The organism is Rhodovarius sp. (assembly GCF_040399605.1).
GTDB classification, from domain to species: domain Bacteria; phylum Pseudomonadota; class Alphaproteobacteria; order Acetobacterales; family Acetobacteraceae; genus Rhodovarius; species Rhodovarius crocodyli_A.
This window is the reverse complement of the sequence record NZ_JBBARU010000012.1, coordinates 11,927-29,401: the sequence shown is the minus strand read 5'-3', so window position 1 is coordinate 29,401 and position 17,475 is coordinate 11,927. Positions and strand designations below refer to the sequence as shown.

Below are 17,475 nucleotides of genomic sequence, written 5' to 3'. Positions count from 1 at the left end.
CCGAACCATGACCCTCTCCCGCCGCGCGCTGCTGGGCAGCACCCTAGCCCTGCCGGGACTTGCCCGGGCCCAGGGCTTCACCGAGGGCCGCCCGGTCTCCATCGTGCTGCCCTATACCCCCAGCGCCGGGCAGGAGGTGAACAGCCGCATCCTGACCGATGGCTTCGCTGAGTATTTCCGCGGCGGCACCTATGTGAATGAGCACCGCCCCGGGGCTGGCACCACTGTCGCCGCGCGCCACGTTGCCCGCGCGAGGGCCGATGGCACCACCCTGCTCCTGGCCACCAATGTCACCTTCACCGTGGCGCAATTCGCCTATCGCAATCCGGGCTTCGACCCTGACGCCGATTTCGCCCATATCTCGCTGCTGAGCGAGGCGCTGTATTTCCTTGCCGCCAATCCGAAATGGCAAAGCGTGGAGGAGCTGGTGGCTGCGGCCAAGCGCCGGCCCGGCGAGTTGGTATTCACCAGCTGGGGCGTGGGCTCGGTTGCGCATCTGCTGGGGGTAGATTTTTGCCGCCGCAACGGTATCGAGATGCTGCATCTGCCCTTCAATGGCACGCCCCCCGCACTCATCGAGATCATCGCCGGCCGGGCAGATATGATCTTCAGCACCATGGCGGCAGCCCTGCCCAGCGTGCAGTCCAATCGGCTGCGCGCCCTGGCCACCCCCTCGCCACAGCGCATCGCCTCCTACCCCGATCTGCCGACGATGCAGGAACTTGGCTACCGCGATTTCGTGATGCTGCCCTGGTACAGCCTCTCTGCCCCGACAGGCACGCCGCCTGCGCTTCTGGCGCAGCTGGAGGAGGCAGCGATGCGCGGCTTCGCCACCCCAGCAGCCGCGGCCAAACTCACCGAGAACGGCTTGGTCCCCGCCGCCCGCGGCCGCTCTGATATGCTGGCGCGGATCGTGGAAGACCGCCGCCGCAACCAAGAACTCATGCGGGTGGCGGGAATTCAGCCGGAATAAGCCACCCCGGCTTCAACGCCCGTCCCGCAACGCCCATAGCAACCACTCAGCCAAAGAGGATGTAGTCAGCCCCATCGGATGAGCCATAGCTCGGAGTGGGGAGTTGAGCCTGGCTCAGGCCGGAGAAGGTCACCGAGGCGTCGGTCACGCCATTGCCATCAAGGTCGCAATGCAGCGTTGCACCCTTGAAACCGCTGGTACCATCGCTCGCGACCCAAGTGAACTTGCTCACGCCGGACTTGAAGCCCCAGATGGTCAGGGATTCGTCCGCTGAGAAATCGGTGATGGTGGACCAAGTGGTATTGGTGCCGGCCCCGCGGCCATCGACGAAGAACCTGTCAGTGCCGCCGCCACCGGCGACGAAACTCGAGCCCTGGCCGCCATCGATCACATCATTGCCCGCACCGCCATTGACGGCATCATCGCCCGCCCCGGCATTGATGAAATCAGCCTTGTCGCTGCCGAGCACGATATCGGCCGTGGCAGCTCCGAGATACTGGTTCACCAACCCCGATACCGGCCCGCTATAAGCATCGGCCACGGCGTAGAGGTTCTTGCCAGCGATATTGGCGTAGATCAGGCCATTATCGCTCGTGCCAGCCTGCAGGGTGGCGATGCTCACCGCCGCCGCAGTGCCGAATTTCAGCAATTCCACATTGCTCAACTGGTCCATGCCATCGGCACCCTTGATGACCATCACGCCGTCGCGGAAGCCAAAACGGTAGGATGATTGGGCGGCGGAGAAGTTCGCCGTATCGGTGCCCGCACCGCCTTCGATCGTATCATTGGCGCCGCCCGCGGTGAGGCTGTCATCGCCGCCGCCACCATTGAGCACATCATTGGTCGAACTGCCATTGAGCGTGTCCGCTCCATCGGTGCCAGTGCTATTGACGCCAAAGACGACATTGCTGCGCAGGCTGAGATTTTCGATGCGCTCATCGCCGCCTTGCGTCGTATCCGCCTGGCCATAGGCGGTGGCGGGGGTGGCGTGGAAGGCCTTCAGATAATCTTGGAAGGCCTTTTGCTCGCCCAACAGCGTGCTGCCGGTATCATCCAGCCCGGCCGAATTGAAGCCGGCCTTGGCGGTGAGGTCGGTTGTCGGGTCGGCTGCCTTGCTGAGGGTGCCATTGCTCAGCAAATAGCGGAAATTGCTGGCATTGGCCTTGATGGGGTAGGCGTCACCGCCATTGGCGGTGAAGTTCAGCGCGACGACGCTGATGGTCGCCGGTGCGTCGGCCACCGCCGCACCATTCTTCCAGATCTGAGCGATCTGATTGCCCGCGAGGTCAACCAGGGCGATGTCGGTAACCTTACTGCCCGCCGCCCGGGTCGGGTCGATCGCCACGCGCACACCGCCAAGCTGTGCATAGCCGCCATTGCCCGCCGCCAGGGTGGTGCCGTATTCGAGGATGTTCTTCAGCCCCTGCGCGGTGGTGTCGAACACCATCAGCTTATTGTCGAAGCGCAGTGCGTTCTCGATATCGAGCTGGGAGATGCCGCCGCTGGGCTTCACATCGGTGGCGCTGGGCGGAAGCTTGGTGCCATCGCCCCCGACCGAGCCGACCGAGGCGCGCAGGCCACCGCCATTCTTCAGCGACACCATGATGTTGCCACCGGTCGCCGCCAGCGCCTTCCAGGCATTGGCATCGGCGGTGACGTCGCCGAAATTCACCTCCTGGGCGCGGCCATACACCCGGTCACCTTCCATATAGACATTGGTGTAGCCAAAGATATTGCTGTCCTTGGCGATGATGACATTGTTGATCGCCGTGGTGATGGCATTGACCTGCGAGCCGATGGTGCTGGAGGCGACGGTCTGCGCCGCCGTCTGGGTCGTGCCATAGGCCGCCTGCAGCGTCGCCTCGTTTGAGGCATAGGCACCATTGATCGCCGTGTTGAGACTGCCCAGCACCACCTCGCCATTGGCGTCAAAATCAACCACGAGGCGGCCGAGATAGCTGAACTCGGTATCGGTGGTCACGATCAGGGTGGGTTTGCCGTCCTTGCCGGTGGCGATGATCGGGTAGCTGCCATCGGGATAGGGGGTGGCGTCATGGCCATTGAAGGGGGCGAGTTTGTCCGTGGAATCGACCAGACGGTCATGCGAGCCGCCGGCGACGACCACATCCACGCCGCTCAGCAGCGGTGCCAGCAGCTTATTGCGCGCCAGGGTATCGAGCTGGTCAACCATGACGATCTTATTGACGCCGGCCGCGATCAGCGCATCGACCGAGGCCTGGATGACGGCCGCCAGCTCGGGAATTTTCAGGCTGTCATCAATGCTGGCAAGGCCGATGGTCACGGTACCATTCGGCGAGCTCTTATTCAGCAATTCATAGGTGGTTGCGCCAACGAAGCCGATCTTCTCACCGCCCACGGTGGAGATGGCATAGGGCGCGATCTTGCCCTTCAGCGCGCTGACATCAAGGCCGGCATAGTTATTGGTGCTGGTGCCGCCAAGTGATTTGTCTGCGAGGGAGCGCAGCGAGTTATCGGCGGAGACGTTCAGATTGTTGCTGATGTAAGCGAATTGCGCTCCCACCCATGGGCTGCCGGCGTTGATCGCTGCGGCGAAAACCGGCGAGCCGAGATCGAATTCATGGTTGCCCAGCGCCGAAACGGTCGTGCCAAAGGCGTTCATGATCGCAATATCCGGCCGGCCCAAAGCCGTCGACCCAATACCAGTAACAGCGCTCAGCGAGGGGTCGGCGCCGCCCACCAGCCAGGGGCCAGGGATGAAGGTGTCGCCCTCGGCAATCTTGATGGTATTGGCATATTGGTCATCGAATTTGTCGATCAGCGCGCCCATGATCGGCGCGGTCTTCACGCCCAGAAGGCCGCTCTCGCCATAATAATGCAGGATTTGCAGTGTGAATGACATGGTGGAGTTCCTCCAGAGCCTGTTGAAGAGGCTTCAGTCCGGCCGCTGCCGCGCCAAGAGACATTGCTGCCAACCTGGCGGGTTCACCACGAATCTGACTGTCACCCCAAGACCTGGACTACTCAACGAATTACATGCCTTCGTCATGGTATTTTTAGTTTAAATTTTATGAAATTCCCGGCTGAATTCATTTTGTTATGTTGTCCGCGCCGCCCATTGTCCAATATTCGTTAAAAAAGTGTTTATAAAGGGAAGAAAAGTCAAAAATTAGATTATTGGGCGCATAATCTCAGTTCAGGCGAATATTCTAGGCTGTCCCAGGCCGCATCTCAATCCATGCAACCAAACCCATTTTCACAAGCAACGCGCTACTCAGGCTGCTCCATCAGCGCCAAGCCCTCCATCGCCAGCCCATAGCCCAGCAAATCCTGCATCCGCTTGCGCAAATGCTCGGTGAACATCAGCCTTGTATAGCGCAGCAGCAGCGTCGGCCGCGCCGCCAGCAGCCTTGCATGCTCCCAGGCGCGGGCCAGCACCTGATCGGCCGGCAGGACCTCATTCACCAGGCCCAACTCCTGCGCCTCATGCGCGCTCAGCGTCTGCCCGGTCAGCAGGAAATACCGGCCGCGATTCATCCCCATCAGCAGCGGCATGACAATATGCATCCCATCCCCGGGCAGCATGCCGGACATGAAATGCGCGCTGTCCTGAAACTGCGCCGTGTCCGAAGCCAGCACGATGTCCGACAGCAGCGGAATTTCGCAATGCCGCCATGCCGGGCCATTGATCGCGGCAATCACCGGGCATTCAATATTCAGCAGGTTCATCAGCAGGGCGCGGCCCTCCCAATGCACCCGGTCATAGGCCCGGGCGGTGATGCCCTGCGCCAGCGAGCGGCTCGCCACATTGGCGCGAATACCCGAAAATTCATCGCCGGTGCCGGTGAGAATCACCACGCGATTGTCGCGGTCACGCCCCACCTCGGCAAAGGCATCGGGCAATTCGCCATGCGGTATCAGGCCCCAGCGCAGCGGCCCGTCATCGGTGTGCAGCCGCATCTCCAGAATGCCATCCTCGCGCCGCATCCGCAGGCAGGAGAATTTGTCGCGGTAGGTCTCAAACCGGCTCATGCCGCCAGTTCCAGAATCTCCAGCACCTGCTCAGGCCCGGCAATCGGCCGCGGATTGCGCGGCACCCAAGGTGTCGCCATCGCCGCCCCGGCAATGCGGGCAAAATCGTCACGCCCGATGCCCACAGCAGCCAGGCTGCGCGGCATGCCAAGCGCGGCGATCAGTTCATCGAGCAGCGCCGCCGCATCCCCGCCAGGCTGGCCCATGGCGGTGGCCACCATCTCCTGCCGCGCGGCATTGGCGCCCCAATTCCACCGCATCACCGCCGGCAGCATGATGCAGGAGGTATGGCCATGGGGAATATCAAAAGCCGCGCCCAGCACATAGCCAATGCCATGGCTCGCACCCATCGGCACCCCAGCCGCCAAAGGCCCCATGGAAAGCCAGGAGCCCAACTGGCAATCCAGCCGCGCATCGAGATCACCCGGGTCGCGCTTCACCCGCTCCAGCCCCGAGGCCAGCAGCCCCAGCCCGCGCAGCGCCTGGGCATCGGTGTAAGGATGCGCCTCGGCGGCGCAAATCCCCTCCACGCAATGATCCACCGCCCGAATGCCGGTCGAGAGAAACAACCATTCCGGCGTGGCCAGTGTCATCGCCGGGTCCAGCACCACGGCGGCGGGGATGATGTCAGGATGGCGGAACAATTCCTTCACCCGGCTGCGTTCATCCGTCACGCCAGAAACCGCGCTGAACTCCCCAGCCGAGAGCGTGGTGGGCACCGCAATCTGCCGCACCCTCGGCGCCACCAGCGCCGCCCCCCCCGGCCGCAACCGGTCCATCGCCTCAACGCTGTCGATGCCATTGGCCAGGCACAGCTGCACCGCCTTGGCCGCATCGGTGATCGACCCGCCGCCAATGGTGACGATGAGATCAGCATCCACCCGCCGCGCCGCCGCCGTCGCCTCCAGCACCGCAGCCCGCGGCGAATGCGCCGGCATGCCCTGATACTGCGCCGCGAAGCGCGGCCCCAGCGCCTCACGAATGCCGGCCACGCAGCCAGTCTCCCGGTCCAACGTCGCGCTGGCCATCACCAGCACCCGCTCGGCTCCGCGGCGCCCGGCCAACTCCGCCACCGCACCGGCGGCAGGCTGGCCAAACACCACCTCATCCATCCGGCTGAACATCACCCGTCCCTGGCGGCTCATCGGCTTCTCCCTTGTTTGCTTACGGCACTACAGCGGCCCGAGTTGGCCCAACTCCATCGCCTTGATCTGCAAGGCCAGAAATTTCGAGTTGATGCGGCATTGCGGCAGCCCGCCAGCAATGAACCACAAGCCCTGCTGCGGCGTGCGCTTATACATATTGTTCAGCTCACCATCTGGGCCAATGCCCCAAACCGGGCCAATGCGCTCCACCATCGCCTCGCCCATGCTGCGGCGGATCAACTCCTGCTGCGGGTAATAGCCGGTGGCCAGCAGCACCAAATCCGCCGGCACCACGCTGCCATCATGCAGCAGCGCGCCCTCGGCGACGAAGCGCTCGATCCGGTCATATTGCAACAGGCCAATCTCACCCTTGATCAGCAATTCGGAACTGCCGGCATCCAGATTATACCCGCCACCCCGGCGGAAATACTTCATCTGATGGCCGGTCTCATCCTCGCCGATATCATGCTTGAAGCCGATGCGCCGGAGCCCCTCCACGATCTCGCGGTCCAGCTCCATCATCCGCTTCACCACCGCCCGGTAATTGCGCAGCACCAGCGGCGGCGGCACTGAGGAGGCGATGACATCGGCATCCTCCATCGTGCCCGGCTCGTCCCACACCGCCTCATTCAACCGCGCGCTGGGGTTGATGGAGACCACCGTGGTCGAGCCACGCTGGATCATCGTGGTGTGCACGCCATGGCTGTGCAGGTCGAGCGCCATGTCATTGGCGCTGCTGCCAGTGCCCAGAATCAGCGCCCGCTTCCCACCCCAGCCAGCACCGCTATCAAAGCCCTCAGAATGCATCACCGTGCCCTGGAACGCATCCAGCCCCGGCACATCGGGCATCATCGGATAGCTGCTGACGCCATTGGCGCAGACGATATGCCGCGGCCGCATCACCCGCTCGCTGCCATCGCCACGCTTCAGCCGGGCATTCCAGCATTGCGCCGGGCCATCCCATTCCGCGCCGGCGAATTCGGTATCGGTCCAGCAATTGATCTCCATCGCATCGGCATAGAACTCGAACCAGTTCCCCAGCATGTCCTTGGGGATATAGGTCGGCCAGCTCGGCGGGAATGGCATATAGGGCAGGTGGTTGATATGGATGGAATTATGCAGCGCCAGCGAATGGTATCGCTTGCGCCAGCTATCGCCGATGCGCGGCCATTTCTCCACCACCAGCGTGTCCACGCCCAGCCGGTTCAGCCGCGCGGCCACGGCCAGCCCCGCCTGCGCCCCGCCCACCACCAGCACCGCCGGGTCACGATCCTCATAGGCCGCCGCCTTGCGCCGCACATCGGCCCAATTGTCACCACCGAAATTGCGCGAATAGGCCGAGCCGCTCGGCCGATTGGCGCCGATGCGCTCCTCATGGCCGGTGATGGATTGCAGCGTGGTCGAAAGCAGCCAGGCCTTCATCAGCCCATCCTCGGCCTCCGACAGCCGAAAGATGCCCGCGCCGCCGCCGATGGCGGTGCTGAACTCATACAGCGCCTCAATGCAGCGCGTGCCGAGGCGGGTGACCAGCCGCGGTGCGCGCCGCTCGGCTGGCAGCACGAAGCCCCGGGCACGAACCCGGCCCTGCTCGGCCAATAGCCGCTGCACGATGGCATCGGCACCGGCCACAGGGGTCACATGCCATGTGAAGGCCAGCACATCGCGCCAATGGGCATCGGCGTGGAACATCCGGCCCAGCGCGGTGGCATCGCCGCTGGCCAGGGCAGCCTCAAAACCGGCCAGCCAACCCGCCGCCACCCGGCGCAGTTCCAATGCGGCGCGCTGCTCCTGCAGCCCGTCATCTTCGGTGTCCATGGCGTCCCTCTTCGCGCGCCCTGGTTCAAGCCTGGCGCTTCAAAGCCAGCTTAGGCGCCCTCGGAAGCCGCCGTCCACGGGGGGCCTGGCCGTAAACGAAGCGCCGTCGCATCGCCTGTCGTTGCCGCCGTTGCCGCCGGCGCCGCCGCGGCCGGTTTGCCGCCCAGCGCCAGCGTCGCCCTTCCCGCCCCCGCCAGCAGCGCCGCCACCGCAGCGCTGCCCGGCCCAATCGGCAAGGTGCTCTGAGCGCCGATGATGCTGAGCGCAAACCGCACCTCACCACTCCAGTCCCAAATGGGCGCAGCAGCCGAGACATAGCCGGTGCCATCATCCCGCCGCACCGTTACATACCCGGCATCGGCCAATTCCCGCCGCGCCGCCGCGGCAAAGCCCGCCACCGCATGCGGCTCACGCGCCAGCAATGGCCGGGTCACCGCCTGCGGCATGCAGGCGGCAAAAACCTTGCCCGCCGCCGTCGAGGTCATCGACAGCAGGCCGGTGCGCAATTCCAGCGCCGAGCGCCATTCGCCCTCCTGCTTGAACAGGCTGACCGGCCCATCCGCGCTCCAGGCCGAGACGGCGGCGCTGTGCCTTGTGCCGGCGCGCAGCAGCATCACCTCGCGCCGGATCACCGCAAAACCATCAATCTGGCGGATCGCGCCCATCCCCAAGCCCAGCGCGGCGGGGCCCAGCCGGTAATGCCCCGCCTTGTCATCCGCTGCCGCCAGCCCCGTCCGCACCAGGCTCACCAGATAATTATTGGCAGCGCTGGGTGACATGCCGGCGCCCTGGGCAATCTCGCGCAAGGGCAGGGCGCCCGGCGCCTCCTGCAGCACCTGCAATAGCCGATAGGCAATCTCAATCGACTGAATCCCGCGACGTTCGGCCATGCATGCTCCAGGCGGGAAGGCCAAAGGGAAAGGCCAAAGGGAAAGGCCAGCGCTCCGGCATTGACACCACGCGCCCCCACCGCTCAGGATACAACAAATCAACAGCCATTCAACAGTTTTGAATGAAAAATCTGAGGCGGAGGAAATAATCCATGAGGCAGAGCTTCCTCATGCGCAGACGGCACGCCGCAGCAGCGCTGCTCGGCGCCGTGCCTGCCGCCGCGCAGGCGCCCTTTCCATCGCGCCCCCTCACCATCATCGTGCCCTTCGCCCCCGGCGGCCTGGCCGATATCCTCGCCCGTCTGGTGGCCGACAAGCTGCGCGCCAGCCTCGGTGTCGCGGTGGTGGTGGAAAACCGCCCCGGCGCGGGTGGTATTGCCGGCGCGCGGGCCGTCGCCGCCGCCGCGCCGGATGGTCATACCCTGCTGCTGGCCAATACCAACCTCGCCATCAACCCAAGCCTTTACCGCAGCCTGCCCTATGACACCCAGGCCGCCTTCGCCCCGGTCATCCTCGCCATCACCCTGCCCAATATCCTCGTGGTCCGCGCCGATATGCCCGCCCGCAGCTTGGCCGAATTGATCGCCCTGGCGCGCGAGGCCCCCGGCCGGCTGAACTATGCCTCCGCCGGCGCCGGCACCTTCCCGCATCTGGCCATGGCGCTGGTCCTGCAACGCGCCGGCATCGATGTGGCGCATATCCCCTTCAATGGCGCCGCCCCGGCCATGGCGGCCATCCTGGCCCGGCAGGTCGAACTCCTCGCCAGTGACCCGCCCGGCGCCATTCCGCAGATCACCGCCGGCACGCTGCGCCCGCTCGCCGTCACCTCCTCCGCCCGGCTTGCCGTGCTGCCCGATGTGCCCAGCGCCGCCGAGGCCGGCCTGCCCGGCTTCGAGGCCGTGGGCTGGCAAGGCTTCGTCGCACCCGCCGGCACGCCCGAGCCGGTGATCCGCAGCCTGAACGCCGCCATCACCGCCGCATTGGCAGCACCCGATCTGCGCGAGCGCCTGCTCTCCCAGGGCGTCACCTTCGCCCCCGGCAGCCCAGCCGATTTCGCCGCCTTCCTGCGGCAGGATACGGAGCGCTGGCGCGGTGCCGTGGCCGCTTCCGGCGCGCGCGTGGAATAATGCAACACCGCCAACTCGGCCGTTCCGGCCTGCGCGTCTCCGCCATCGGCCTGGGCTGCAACAATATCGGCGGGCGCTGCGACTTCGCCGCCTCGCGCGCCGTGGTGCATGCGGCACTCGACCATGGCATCACCCTTTTCGACACCGCCAATGTCTATCCGCGCGGCGCGCGCGGCCGCTCGGAGGAATTCCTCGGCGAAATTCTGGGCGAGCGCCGCCGGGATATCGTGCTGGCCACCAAGGTCGGCATCGCGATGGATGGCGGGCGGCTCGGCGGCGCCTCCCGCGCCACCATCATGGCCTCGGTCGAGGAGAGCCTGCGCCGCCTCGGCACCGACTGGATCGACCTTTACCAGATGCATAAATTCGACCCCCTGACCCCCATCGAGGAAACGCTCCGCGCCCTCGATGACCTGATCCGTCAAGGCAAGCTGCGCTATATCGGCTGCTCCCGCTTCGCCGCCTGGCAGGTAGTGGATGCGCTCTGGACCTCGCGCTCCGCCAGCCTCAATGCCTTCATCTCCTGCCAGGATGAATACAGCCTGCTGGCGCGCGAACCCGATCTCGGCCTGCTCGACGCCATGGCCGCCAATGGCCTGGGTATGCTGCCCTATTTCCCGCTGGCCAGCGGGTTGCTCACCGGCAAATACCGCCGAGGCGCGCCGCCGCCGCCGGGTGCGCGGCTGGCCATCACCCCGGTGCTCTCCGATCACTTCGTCACCGAGCAGAACTGGTCGGTGCTCGAAGCCCTTGAGGCCTTCTGCGCCACCCGCGGCCGCACGCTGCTCGAACTCGCCTTCTCCTGGCTGCTGGCCCGCCCGACGGTGGCCAGCGTCATCGCCGGCGCCACAAGGCCCGAGCAGATCACGCAAAACATCGCCGCCACCGGCTGGGCCCTGGCCCCCGATGAACTGGCCGAGATCGACCACATCACCGCGCCCCACCGCGCCGTGCCCGCCCCATGACCATCGCCTGACAGCCCCAACCCGAACAGGACAGACCCATGCAATTCGGCATCTTCGACCAGAATGACCGCGGCAGCCTGCCGCTCGCCGAGCAATATGAGCATCGTCTGCGCCTCGCCGCGCTGTATGACGAACTTGGCTTCGACCGCTATCACATGAGCGAACACCACGCGACGCCGCTCAGCACCGCGCCCTCGCCCAGCGTCTTCATCGCCGCCCTCACCCAGCGCACCAGCCGCCTCAGGCTCTGCCCGCTGGTCTATCTGCTGCCCACCTACCACCCGCTGCGGCTGGCGGAGGAGATGTGCATGCTCGACCATCTCAGCCGCGGCCGCTTCGAATTCGGCATCGGCCGTGGCGCCTCGCCGCATGAACTGGCCGCCTTCGGCGTGCAGCCGGAGAACGCGCGGGAGATGTATGCCGAGGCGCTGGAGGTGATTCGCGGCTTCTTCGCCGCCGGCGACAGCTTCAGCCATCACGGCCGCTTCTGGCAGATCGACGATGTGCCGGTGGAAATCGCCCCCCTGCAACAGCCCCATCCCGCCATGTGGTACGCGCTGGCATCACCGGATTCCACCGTCTGGCCGGCACGCAATGGGGTGAATGTGCTCTGCGGCGGCCCCGTCGCCCGCGTCCGCGCGGTCAGCGATCGCTACCGCGCCGAATGGCGCCTCTCCCATCCCCAGGGCGGCGATGAGCCGCTGATCGGCGTCAACCGCTATATCCTGGTCGCCGATACCGATCAGGAGGCGCTGGAACTGGGCCGCGCCGCCTGGCCGGTCTTCTATCGCCACTTCATGAAGCTCTGGCACAAGCATGGCACCCTGCCGGTCAATGCCAAGCTGCCGCCGGATTTCGACACGCTGGTGGAAGCCGGCCAAGCCGTCGCCGGCTCGCCCTCTACAGTGCGCGATGCGCTGCTGCGCCAGGTGCGCGATGGCGGGTTGAACTACCTCATCGGCAATTTCACCTTCGGCGGCCTCGCCCCGGCCGATACCGAAGCCTCGGTGAGGCTCTACGCCGCCGAGGTGATGCCGGCGCTGCGCGAAGTCAGTCCCGTGCTGGCGTGAGCGCCATCACCGCCGATGAGGCCGCATGGCTGGCCGCTGACCTGCCGCCGCTGCAGCGCCAGGTGACGCAGCCGAGCGGGAGCGTCATCGAGTACCGCGAAGCCGGGCCGTCCAACGCACCGGCCATAGTGCTGCTGCATGGCGTGGGCTCCAGTTCGGCGGGCTATCGCGCGCAATTCGCCGGCCTGTCGGACAGTTTTCGCGTTATCGCCTGGAACGCCCCGGGCTATGGCGGCAGCACCCTCCTGGCCGAGCCCAACCCCACGGCGCTGGACTATGCCGCCGCCCTGGCCGGTTTCCTCGATGGGTTGGGGCTCGCCCGCCCCGCCGTGCTGGCCGGCAGTTCCTGGGGCAGCGTCATCGCGCTGAACCTCGCTGTGGCGCAGCCCGAGCGGGTGGGCGCGCTGCTCCTCTCAGCCCCCAATACCGGCCGTGGCAGCCTGCCCCCCGAGGCGCGTGCCGAGGCCCTGGCGGCGCTGCGCGCCAAGCCCCCCTCGGCCAGTGATGACCGCAGCGCGGTGGCCGAACGCCTGCTCACCTCCGATACCCCCCAGCCGGTCCGAGCCCTGGTGGAACGCCTGCGCGATGCGCTCACACCCGTGGGCTGGTCGGCGGCGATGCATATGATGTTCACCACCGACACCCCCTGCCTCATCGCCCGCGCCCAAGGGCCGGTCGCACTGCTGGCCGGCACGCGGGACCGGATGGCGCCGCTGGAGGCGCATGCCGCCAAACTCCACGCGGCCCGGCCCGATGCGCACTTGCATGTCTTCGAGGGCTGCGGCCACATGCTGAAACTGGAGGCGCCAGCCCGCTTCAATGCGATCCTGCGTGCCATGGCAACGGGCGATTAACGCCCGCGCCGATGAGGAGGAAACGATGAAAAAACTACCCTTTCTGGCGCTGCTGGCGCTGGTGGTGATGATCGCCCCCGCGGCGCGCGCGCAGCAGGGCTTGCAGCCGGGCGGCGGCACGGTGCGCCTCGTGCTGGCCGGCGCGCCGGGCAGCGCGGCCGATGCTGTGGCGCGGGTGCTGGCGGAGCCGCTGGCGGAAATCCTCGGCCAGCCCGTGGTGGTGGAGAATGCCGTGGGCGGCGGCGGCGTGGTCGGCGCCGCGCGGGTCATGCAGTCCCGCCGCAATGGCATGACCATTCTCTCCGCCGTCTCAGGCGCGCTGATCGGCCCGATGCTCGACACCACCCTGCCTTACGAAATCGGCCGCGACCTTGTGCCGGTGTCGCAGATCACCGCGGCCATGGCGGTCTTCGTGGTGCGCGCGAGCCTGCCAGCAACCACGCTGCAGGATTTCATCGCCCGGGCGAAGGCAGGGCGTGAACAACTGGCCTTTGGCAATTACGGCTATGGCTCCGCCAGCCATCTGCAGGGCATATTGCTTGCCCGCCAAGCCGGGCTCGATGTCGAGCCGGTGCCCTTCAACGGCACCGCGCAATTCATCTCCGAATTGCTGGCAGGGCGGCTATGCTGCGGTTTCATCGATGCCGACTCGGCGCGCGACTTTATTCGCTCCGGCCAGCTTCGCCCGCTCGGTTCCACCGGCCCGCGCCGCGCCCCGGGACTGCCCGATCTCCCCACCTTGACCGAGCAGGGCATGACCAGCTTCGACCCGCAGATCTGGCAGGGGATGTTCCTACCCTCCGGCACGCCACCGGCCATTGTGGCCGCGGTCGGCCGGGCCATGGCCGAAGCGGTGCGCCGCCCGGCACCCACCAACCTCATCCGCGGCGTGGGCTATGAGCCCGTGGGAAGTTCGCCCGAGGAATTCGCGGCGATGATCGCCCATGATGCGCCGATCTGGCGGCGGATCATCAATGAGACGGGTGTTCGCATCCGCTGAGGTGGCGCCGCATGCCACCACCATGCAACACCGGCGCGCAACCCGCGCCGGTGTTGCATGGCTTCATATCTTTTTTGGCATAATAGTCCCAGACGATATGATAAAAATTACCGTAAAATAAAAACTTGTTAAATTTCTCGGCTGCTACTAGCCTTGCCACTATCTTTTAAAGTTTTGTTTTTAAATTAAATGCTGGCGAAGAATGGTCTTCAATTCTCAAAAATCGGCCGGCTTGTTGAGCAAAAAATGGATCTCTGCTATGACGGTGGTCTGCGATCCTATCCAGAATTCTCATGCAGCCCGGCAATGCGGTGAATTCCCCTGCCAAGGTTGCGCCCCCGGCGCATCGGCGCAGGCGGCCCAAGGTGGCCAGCCATGACCCTATTCCCCTTCGCGCCCAGATCAGCCGACCGCAAGGCCACCCGCCCGCAAGACCTTCTCTTCGCCGCGCATGAGAGCATGCCCTGGCCGATGGCCACCGCCATGGCCTTACAGCATTTGGCGCTGCAATCGATTTACATCGTCCTGCCCGTCGCCGTCGCCGACGCCCTGGGGCTCGATACCCGTTCGGCCGCCAATTTGCTCTGCCTGTCATTGCTGCCATGGCGATCCTGACCCTGGCGCATGCAATGTGGCGGGGCCCCGTGGGGGCCGGCTACCAGATGGCGAGCATTCCCGCGCCCGTTTTTGTCGGCGCCTATCTGGTCTGTGCCGCCAATGGCGTGGCGATTGATCAGATCGCGGCCCTGGTTGTCATCAGCGGCGTGGTGGCCATAGGCCTCGTGCTGCTCATGCCGCGGCCGGAGAAGATATTTCCCTCTGAGCTGGCCGGTGTCTCGGTCTTTCTACTGGGCGCCTCGCTCCTGCCGCTGGTGTTCGACCTGCTGAGCGATAAAGGCCAGTTGGCCCCGGCTGTGATCATGATGGAGATGGCGATTATCATCCCGGCCTTCATGATCATGATGGTTGTGGTGCTGTCCAGGCTGCCCATTGCGCCATTTGCCGTGATCATCGGCGCCACACTGGGCTTGATGCTTGCGGCTTGGCTGATGCCTGAGCAGTTGCAATTCGCCACCGCCTTGGCGTCCAATCCCTGGCTGGCGGTTCCTCAGCCCATCCTGCCACGCTTTGAGGGGATCACGCTTGGCCTCGTCATCATGTTCGTCATTCCCATCCTGCCGACTTTTATTTCCCTGCTGGGCAGTCTCACCGCCCTGCAACGCGCCGCCGATGCCGACTGGAAAAAACCCGATAGCCCGCCTCTGCGGCGCGGGTTATTGGCGAGCAGCCTATCAATCGTCGCGGCCGGTCTGCTGGGCGGCATGGTGGCCAGCCCGTCCTCCGCCTGCTACTCGCTATCGATCGCCAATCGCGCGCTCTCCCGCCATATCGCTTTCCTCGGCGCGGCCTTCCTCTGCGCAATGGCTTTTTCGCCACAAATTGCCGCGTTTTTCGGTTTGCTGCCAAAAACCGTTCAAGCGGTCATGCTGATCTATGTCGCCGTCATCATGCTGGTGTCCGGCATCCAGTTGATCACGGCGCGCATGCTCGATACCCGACGCACCCTGGTCGCGGGTGTGGGCATATTTGCCGGGATGTCGGTGCTCATTCTGCCCGGGGTGTTCCGGATATATCTGCCGGCTCTGGCCTCACCGCTCAGCTTTGGTTGCCTGGCCGCGCTGCTCGTTCACCTGCTCACCCTGCCGCTGGTCACGCGCCAGGCCAGTCTTTCCCTGCCGGTCGGCGCCAGCCTGCCACGCCTGGCCGAGGATGAGACAATCCGCCTGGGCGGCGCCTGGGCCACCCACCGCGCGACGATGCAAAAGGTCGAAAACTTCCTCATCGAGATCGGCGAGGTGATGGCGCTGCGCGGCGAGAACACCATCAACGTCGCCATTCGCCACCTGGAGGGTGAGGTTTCGGTGGTGCTGAAACACCAGGGCGGCATGCTGCCCGCACCCTCATCCCAGCCTGCGGTGCTGTCACTCGATAACGGAATGGACGATGATGTGGCCTTCATCCTATGGCTTGCCGTCCGTCAGGCATCGACGGTCGAGCGCAAAGCCGGCGAATTGCGCCTGACCTTTCTCGACGCATAGCGCCTCAAGCTACCCCCACCGCCCCCCGCCAGGCCGTCGGCACATGGCGAAACGGCAGCCCGGCCAAATCCAGCGCCGCCGGCCCAGCAAAATCCGCCTCCACAATGGCGGCGCAGCGGGCCGCGAAGGCGGCGCGGAAATGGTTCTTGGCCTTATTGGCCAGCAGCCGAACCTCACCCAGCGCAATCCCGTGCAGTTCAAAAAACGCCGGGTCCACCGCCGCCTCCTTGCGTGAGGTGAGGATCACCCGCAGCGCGCCGCGCCGCAGCACCGCGCTCGGCCCCAGATCCACCGGGCTGCCCGCCTCCATCGGACCCTGGTTGAGGAAGCGCCCATGCGTCAGCCGCTCCACCACCCCGGCAAAAGCCACCGGCGGGCCAAAGGCGGCGGTGCTGCGCCCGCCCAACAGGCGCGCAATCGGCGCCCCAACACCCAGTGCCGCGGCCTCGGCCACCGCTTCAGGGTCATGCAGAAAGGCCAGCACGGTTTCCACCGGCGGGCCCGCCTCCAGCAGCAGCCGCAACAGCCCCGGCGTATCGGCGGCACCGCCGCTGAGCGGGTTGTCAGCCGGGTCGAGCAGCGCCACCAGCCCCGGGGGCGCTTCCAGCGCCGCAGCCAGCCCCGCCGGCCCATCGGGCAGCGCCACGGCAAAGCGGGGCAGTCGGGCAGCCAATTCGGCCATCACCGCGCGTGCCGCCGCGCGGGCCCCGTCGGCACTTTCCCCCCAGGCCATGGCCGAGGGCCCAGCCCCCGGCGAATCCCCCCAGGCAAAGCCGCCAAAGAGGCTCACATCCGGCAGCGCGGGGCTTTCCATCGCCTGGGCCAGCGCCCAGGTCTCGGCCATCGGCCCCGCCTCGCTGCGCATATGGAAGGAGTGCAGCACCTGCGGCAGCTTGGCCAGGGCGCCATGCAGCCGCCGCCCCGAGAACCGCGCCTCCAGCAGCCGCAGCGCCCGCCACGCCGCATCCGCCATGTCGATATGGGGGTAGGTGCGATAGCCGCTCGCGCCATCGAGCAGTCCCACCAGCTGCGGGCTGAGATTGGCATGCATGTCAAAACTCGCCACCAGCGGCACCGAAGGCCCGATGATCGCGCGCGTCAGGCGGATGATGGTGAGGTCCGCCTCCGGGTCGCTTTCGGTGAGGCAGGCGCCATGCAGCGAGAGATAAACCCCATCAAACCCGCCAGAAGCGAGCCCCACCGCCACCTCCTCCCACCAGGTGGCGAAGGCCTGATCGGTCATCGGCCCGCCCGGCTGGGCCGAGGTGCAGCGCAGCATGGTGGCTGACCATTCAGGCCGCTCGCGCAGAAAGGCATCCAGCCCGCCCAATTCGGTGGCCGTGCCACGATAGCGGGCGCGGGCATCATCGCCCGCCACCCATTCACGCGATTGGAAGGCGGCCAGAGGGGTGGCTTCGGGGGCGAAGGAATTGGCCTCGAACCAAAGACGGGCAACGGCGATATGGGGCATGGCGGCAAAACTGGCAGGCGGCGGCGAGGAGGGCTAGCCTACTCCCTCACTCAAG

General features: G+C 65.8%; 14 protein-coding genes. 8 read left to right on the top strand and 6 right to left on the bottom strand.

Annotated features, from left to right (window positions below; all coding sequences use genetic code 11):
- Positions 1-7 precede the first annotated feature (7 nt).
- Entirely contained in the window at positions 8-973 is a 966-nt protein-coding gene (locus tag ABWP84_RS05835; RefSeq protein ID WP_353211065.1) for a tripartite tricarboxylate transporter substrate binding protein, read from the top strand.
- A 46-nt stretch (positions 974-1,019) separates the two neighbouring features.
- Here ABWP84_RS05835 and ABWP84_RS05830 read toward each other — a convergent pair whose 3' ends face one another.
- The 5 genes from ABWP84_RS05830 to ABWP84_RS05810 all read right to left on the bottom strand — a co-directional run bounded on the left by ABWP84_RS05830 (position 1,020) and on the right by ABWP84_RS05810 (position 8,834).
- Positions 1,020-3,854 carry a 5'-nucleotidase C-terminal domain-containing protein gene (locus tag ABWP84_RS05830; protein WP_353211064.1) on the bottom strand — a complete coding sequence of 945 codons (2,835 nt, stop codon included), beginning with the start codon at positions 3,852-3,854 and terminating at the stop codon, positions 1,020-1,022.
- 368 nt (positions 3,855-4,222) lie between these two features.
- Positions 4,223-4,984, bottom strand: a complete 762-nt coding sequence (locus ABWP84_RS05825; protein ID WP_353211063.1) for an enoyl-CoA hydratase/isomerase family protein — start codon at positions 4,982-4,984, stop codon at positions 4,223-4,225.
- Positions 4,981-6,129, bottom strand: coding sequence for an iron-containing alcohol dehydrogenase (locus ABWP84_RS05820; protein WP_353211062.1), 1,149 nt, complete (start codon positions 6,127-6,129; stop codon positions 4,981-4,983). The genes ABWP84_RS05825 and ABWP84_RS05820 overlap by 4 nt, the downstream gene beginning before the upstream one ends.
- 27 nt (positions 6,130-6,156) lie before the next feature.
- A complete protein-coding gene (locus ABWP84_RS05815; protein WP_353211061.1) occupies positions 6,157-7,944 on the bottom strand; it encodes an NAD(P)/FAD-dependent oxidoreductase in 1,788 nt (595 codons plus the stop codon).
- Between the two features lie 50 nt (positions 7,945-7,994).
- Positions 7,995-8,834 (bottom strand): helix-turn-helix domain-containing protein, encoded by an 840-nt coding sequence (locus tag ABWP84_RS05810; protein WP_353211060.1) that lies wholly within the window; start codon positions 8,832-8,834, stop codon positions 7,995-7,997.
- 152 nt (positions 8,835-8,986) lie between these two features.
- Between ABWP84_RS05810 and ABWP84_RS05805 the strand changes: the two genes are divergently transcribed.
- From ABWP84_RS05805 to ABWP84_RS05775, 7 genes are all read left to right on the top strand, one after another.
- The gene (locus tag ABWP84_RS05805) at positions 8,987-9,961 is read left to right on the top strand and encodes a tripartite tricarboxylate transporter substrate-binding protein (protein WP_353211059.1); all 975 of its coding nucleotides are present in this window, start codon (positions 8,987-8,989) and stop codon (positions 9,959-9,961) included.
- Entirely contained in the window at positions 9,961-10,926 is a 966-nt protein-coding gene (locus ABWP84_RS05800; protein ID WP_353211058.1) for an aldo/keto reductase, read from the top strand. The genes ABWP84_RS05805 and ABWP84_RS05800 overlap by 1 nt, the downstream gene beginning before the upstream one ends.
- A 38-nt stretch (positions 10,927-10,964) precedes the next feature.
- Entirely contained in the window at positions 10,965-11,996 is a 1,032-nt protein-coding gene (locus ABWP84_RS05795) for an LLM class flavin-dependent oxidoreductase (protein WP_353211057.1), read from the top strand.
- Complete coding sequence (locus ABWP84_RS05790) at positions 11,993-12,850, top strand: alpha/beta fold hydrolase (RefSeq protein ID WP_353211056.1); 858 nt, start codon at positions 11,993-11,995, stop codon at positions 12,848-12,850. The genes ABWP84_RS05795 and ABWP84_RS05790 overlap by 4 nt, the downstream gene beginning before the upstream one ends.
- 25 nt (positions 12,851-12,875) lie before the next feature.
- Positions 12,876-13,850, top strand: a complete 975-nt coding sequence (locus ABWP84_RS05785) for a tripartite tricarboxylate transporter substrate binding protein (protein ID WP_353211055.1) — start codon at positions 12,876-12,878, stop codon at positions 13,848-13,850.
- Positions 13,851-14,225: 375 nt separating this feature from the next.
- Positions 14,226-14,465 (top strand): hypothetical protein, encoded by a 240-nt coding sequence (locus ABWP84_RS05780; protein ID WP_353211054.1) that lies wholly within the window; start codon positions 14,226-14,228, stop codon positions 14,463-14,465.
- Positions 14,453-15,949, top strand: coding sequence for a solute carrier family 23 protein (locus tag ABWP84_RS05775; RefSeq protein ID WP_353211053.1), 1,497 nt, complete (start codon positions 14,453-14,455; stop codon positions 15,947-15,949). Before ABWP84_RS05780 ends, ABWP84_RS05775 begins: the two co-directional genes overlap by 13 nt.
- A gap of 4 nt (positions 15,950-15,953) precedes the next feature.
- Here the strand turns inward: ABWP84_RS05775 and ABWP84_RS05770 are convergent, their stop codons facing one another.
- Positions 15,954-17,420 carry a M81 family metallopeptidase gene (locus ABWP84_RS05770; RefSeq protein ID WP_353211052.1) on the bottom strand — a complete coding sequence of 489 codons (1,467 nt, stop codon included), beginning with the start codon at positions 17,418-17,420 and terminating at the stop codon, positions 15,954-15,956.
- Between the last annotated feature and the right edge of the window lie 55 nt (positions 17,421-17,475).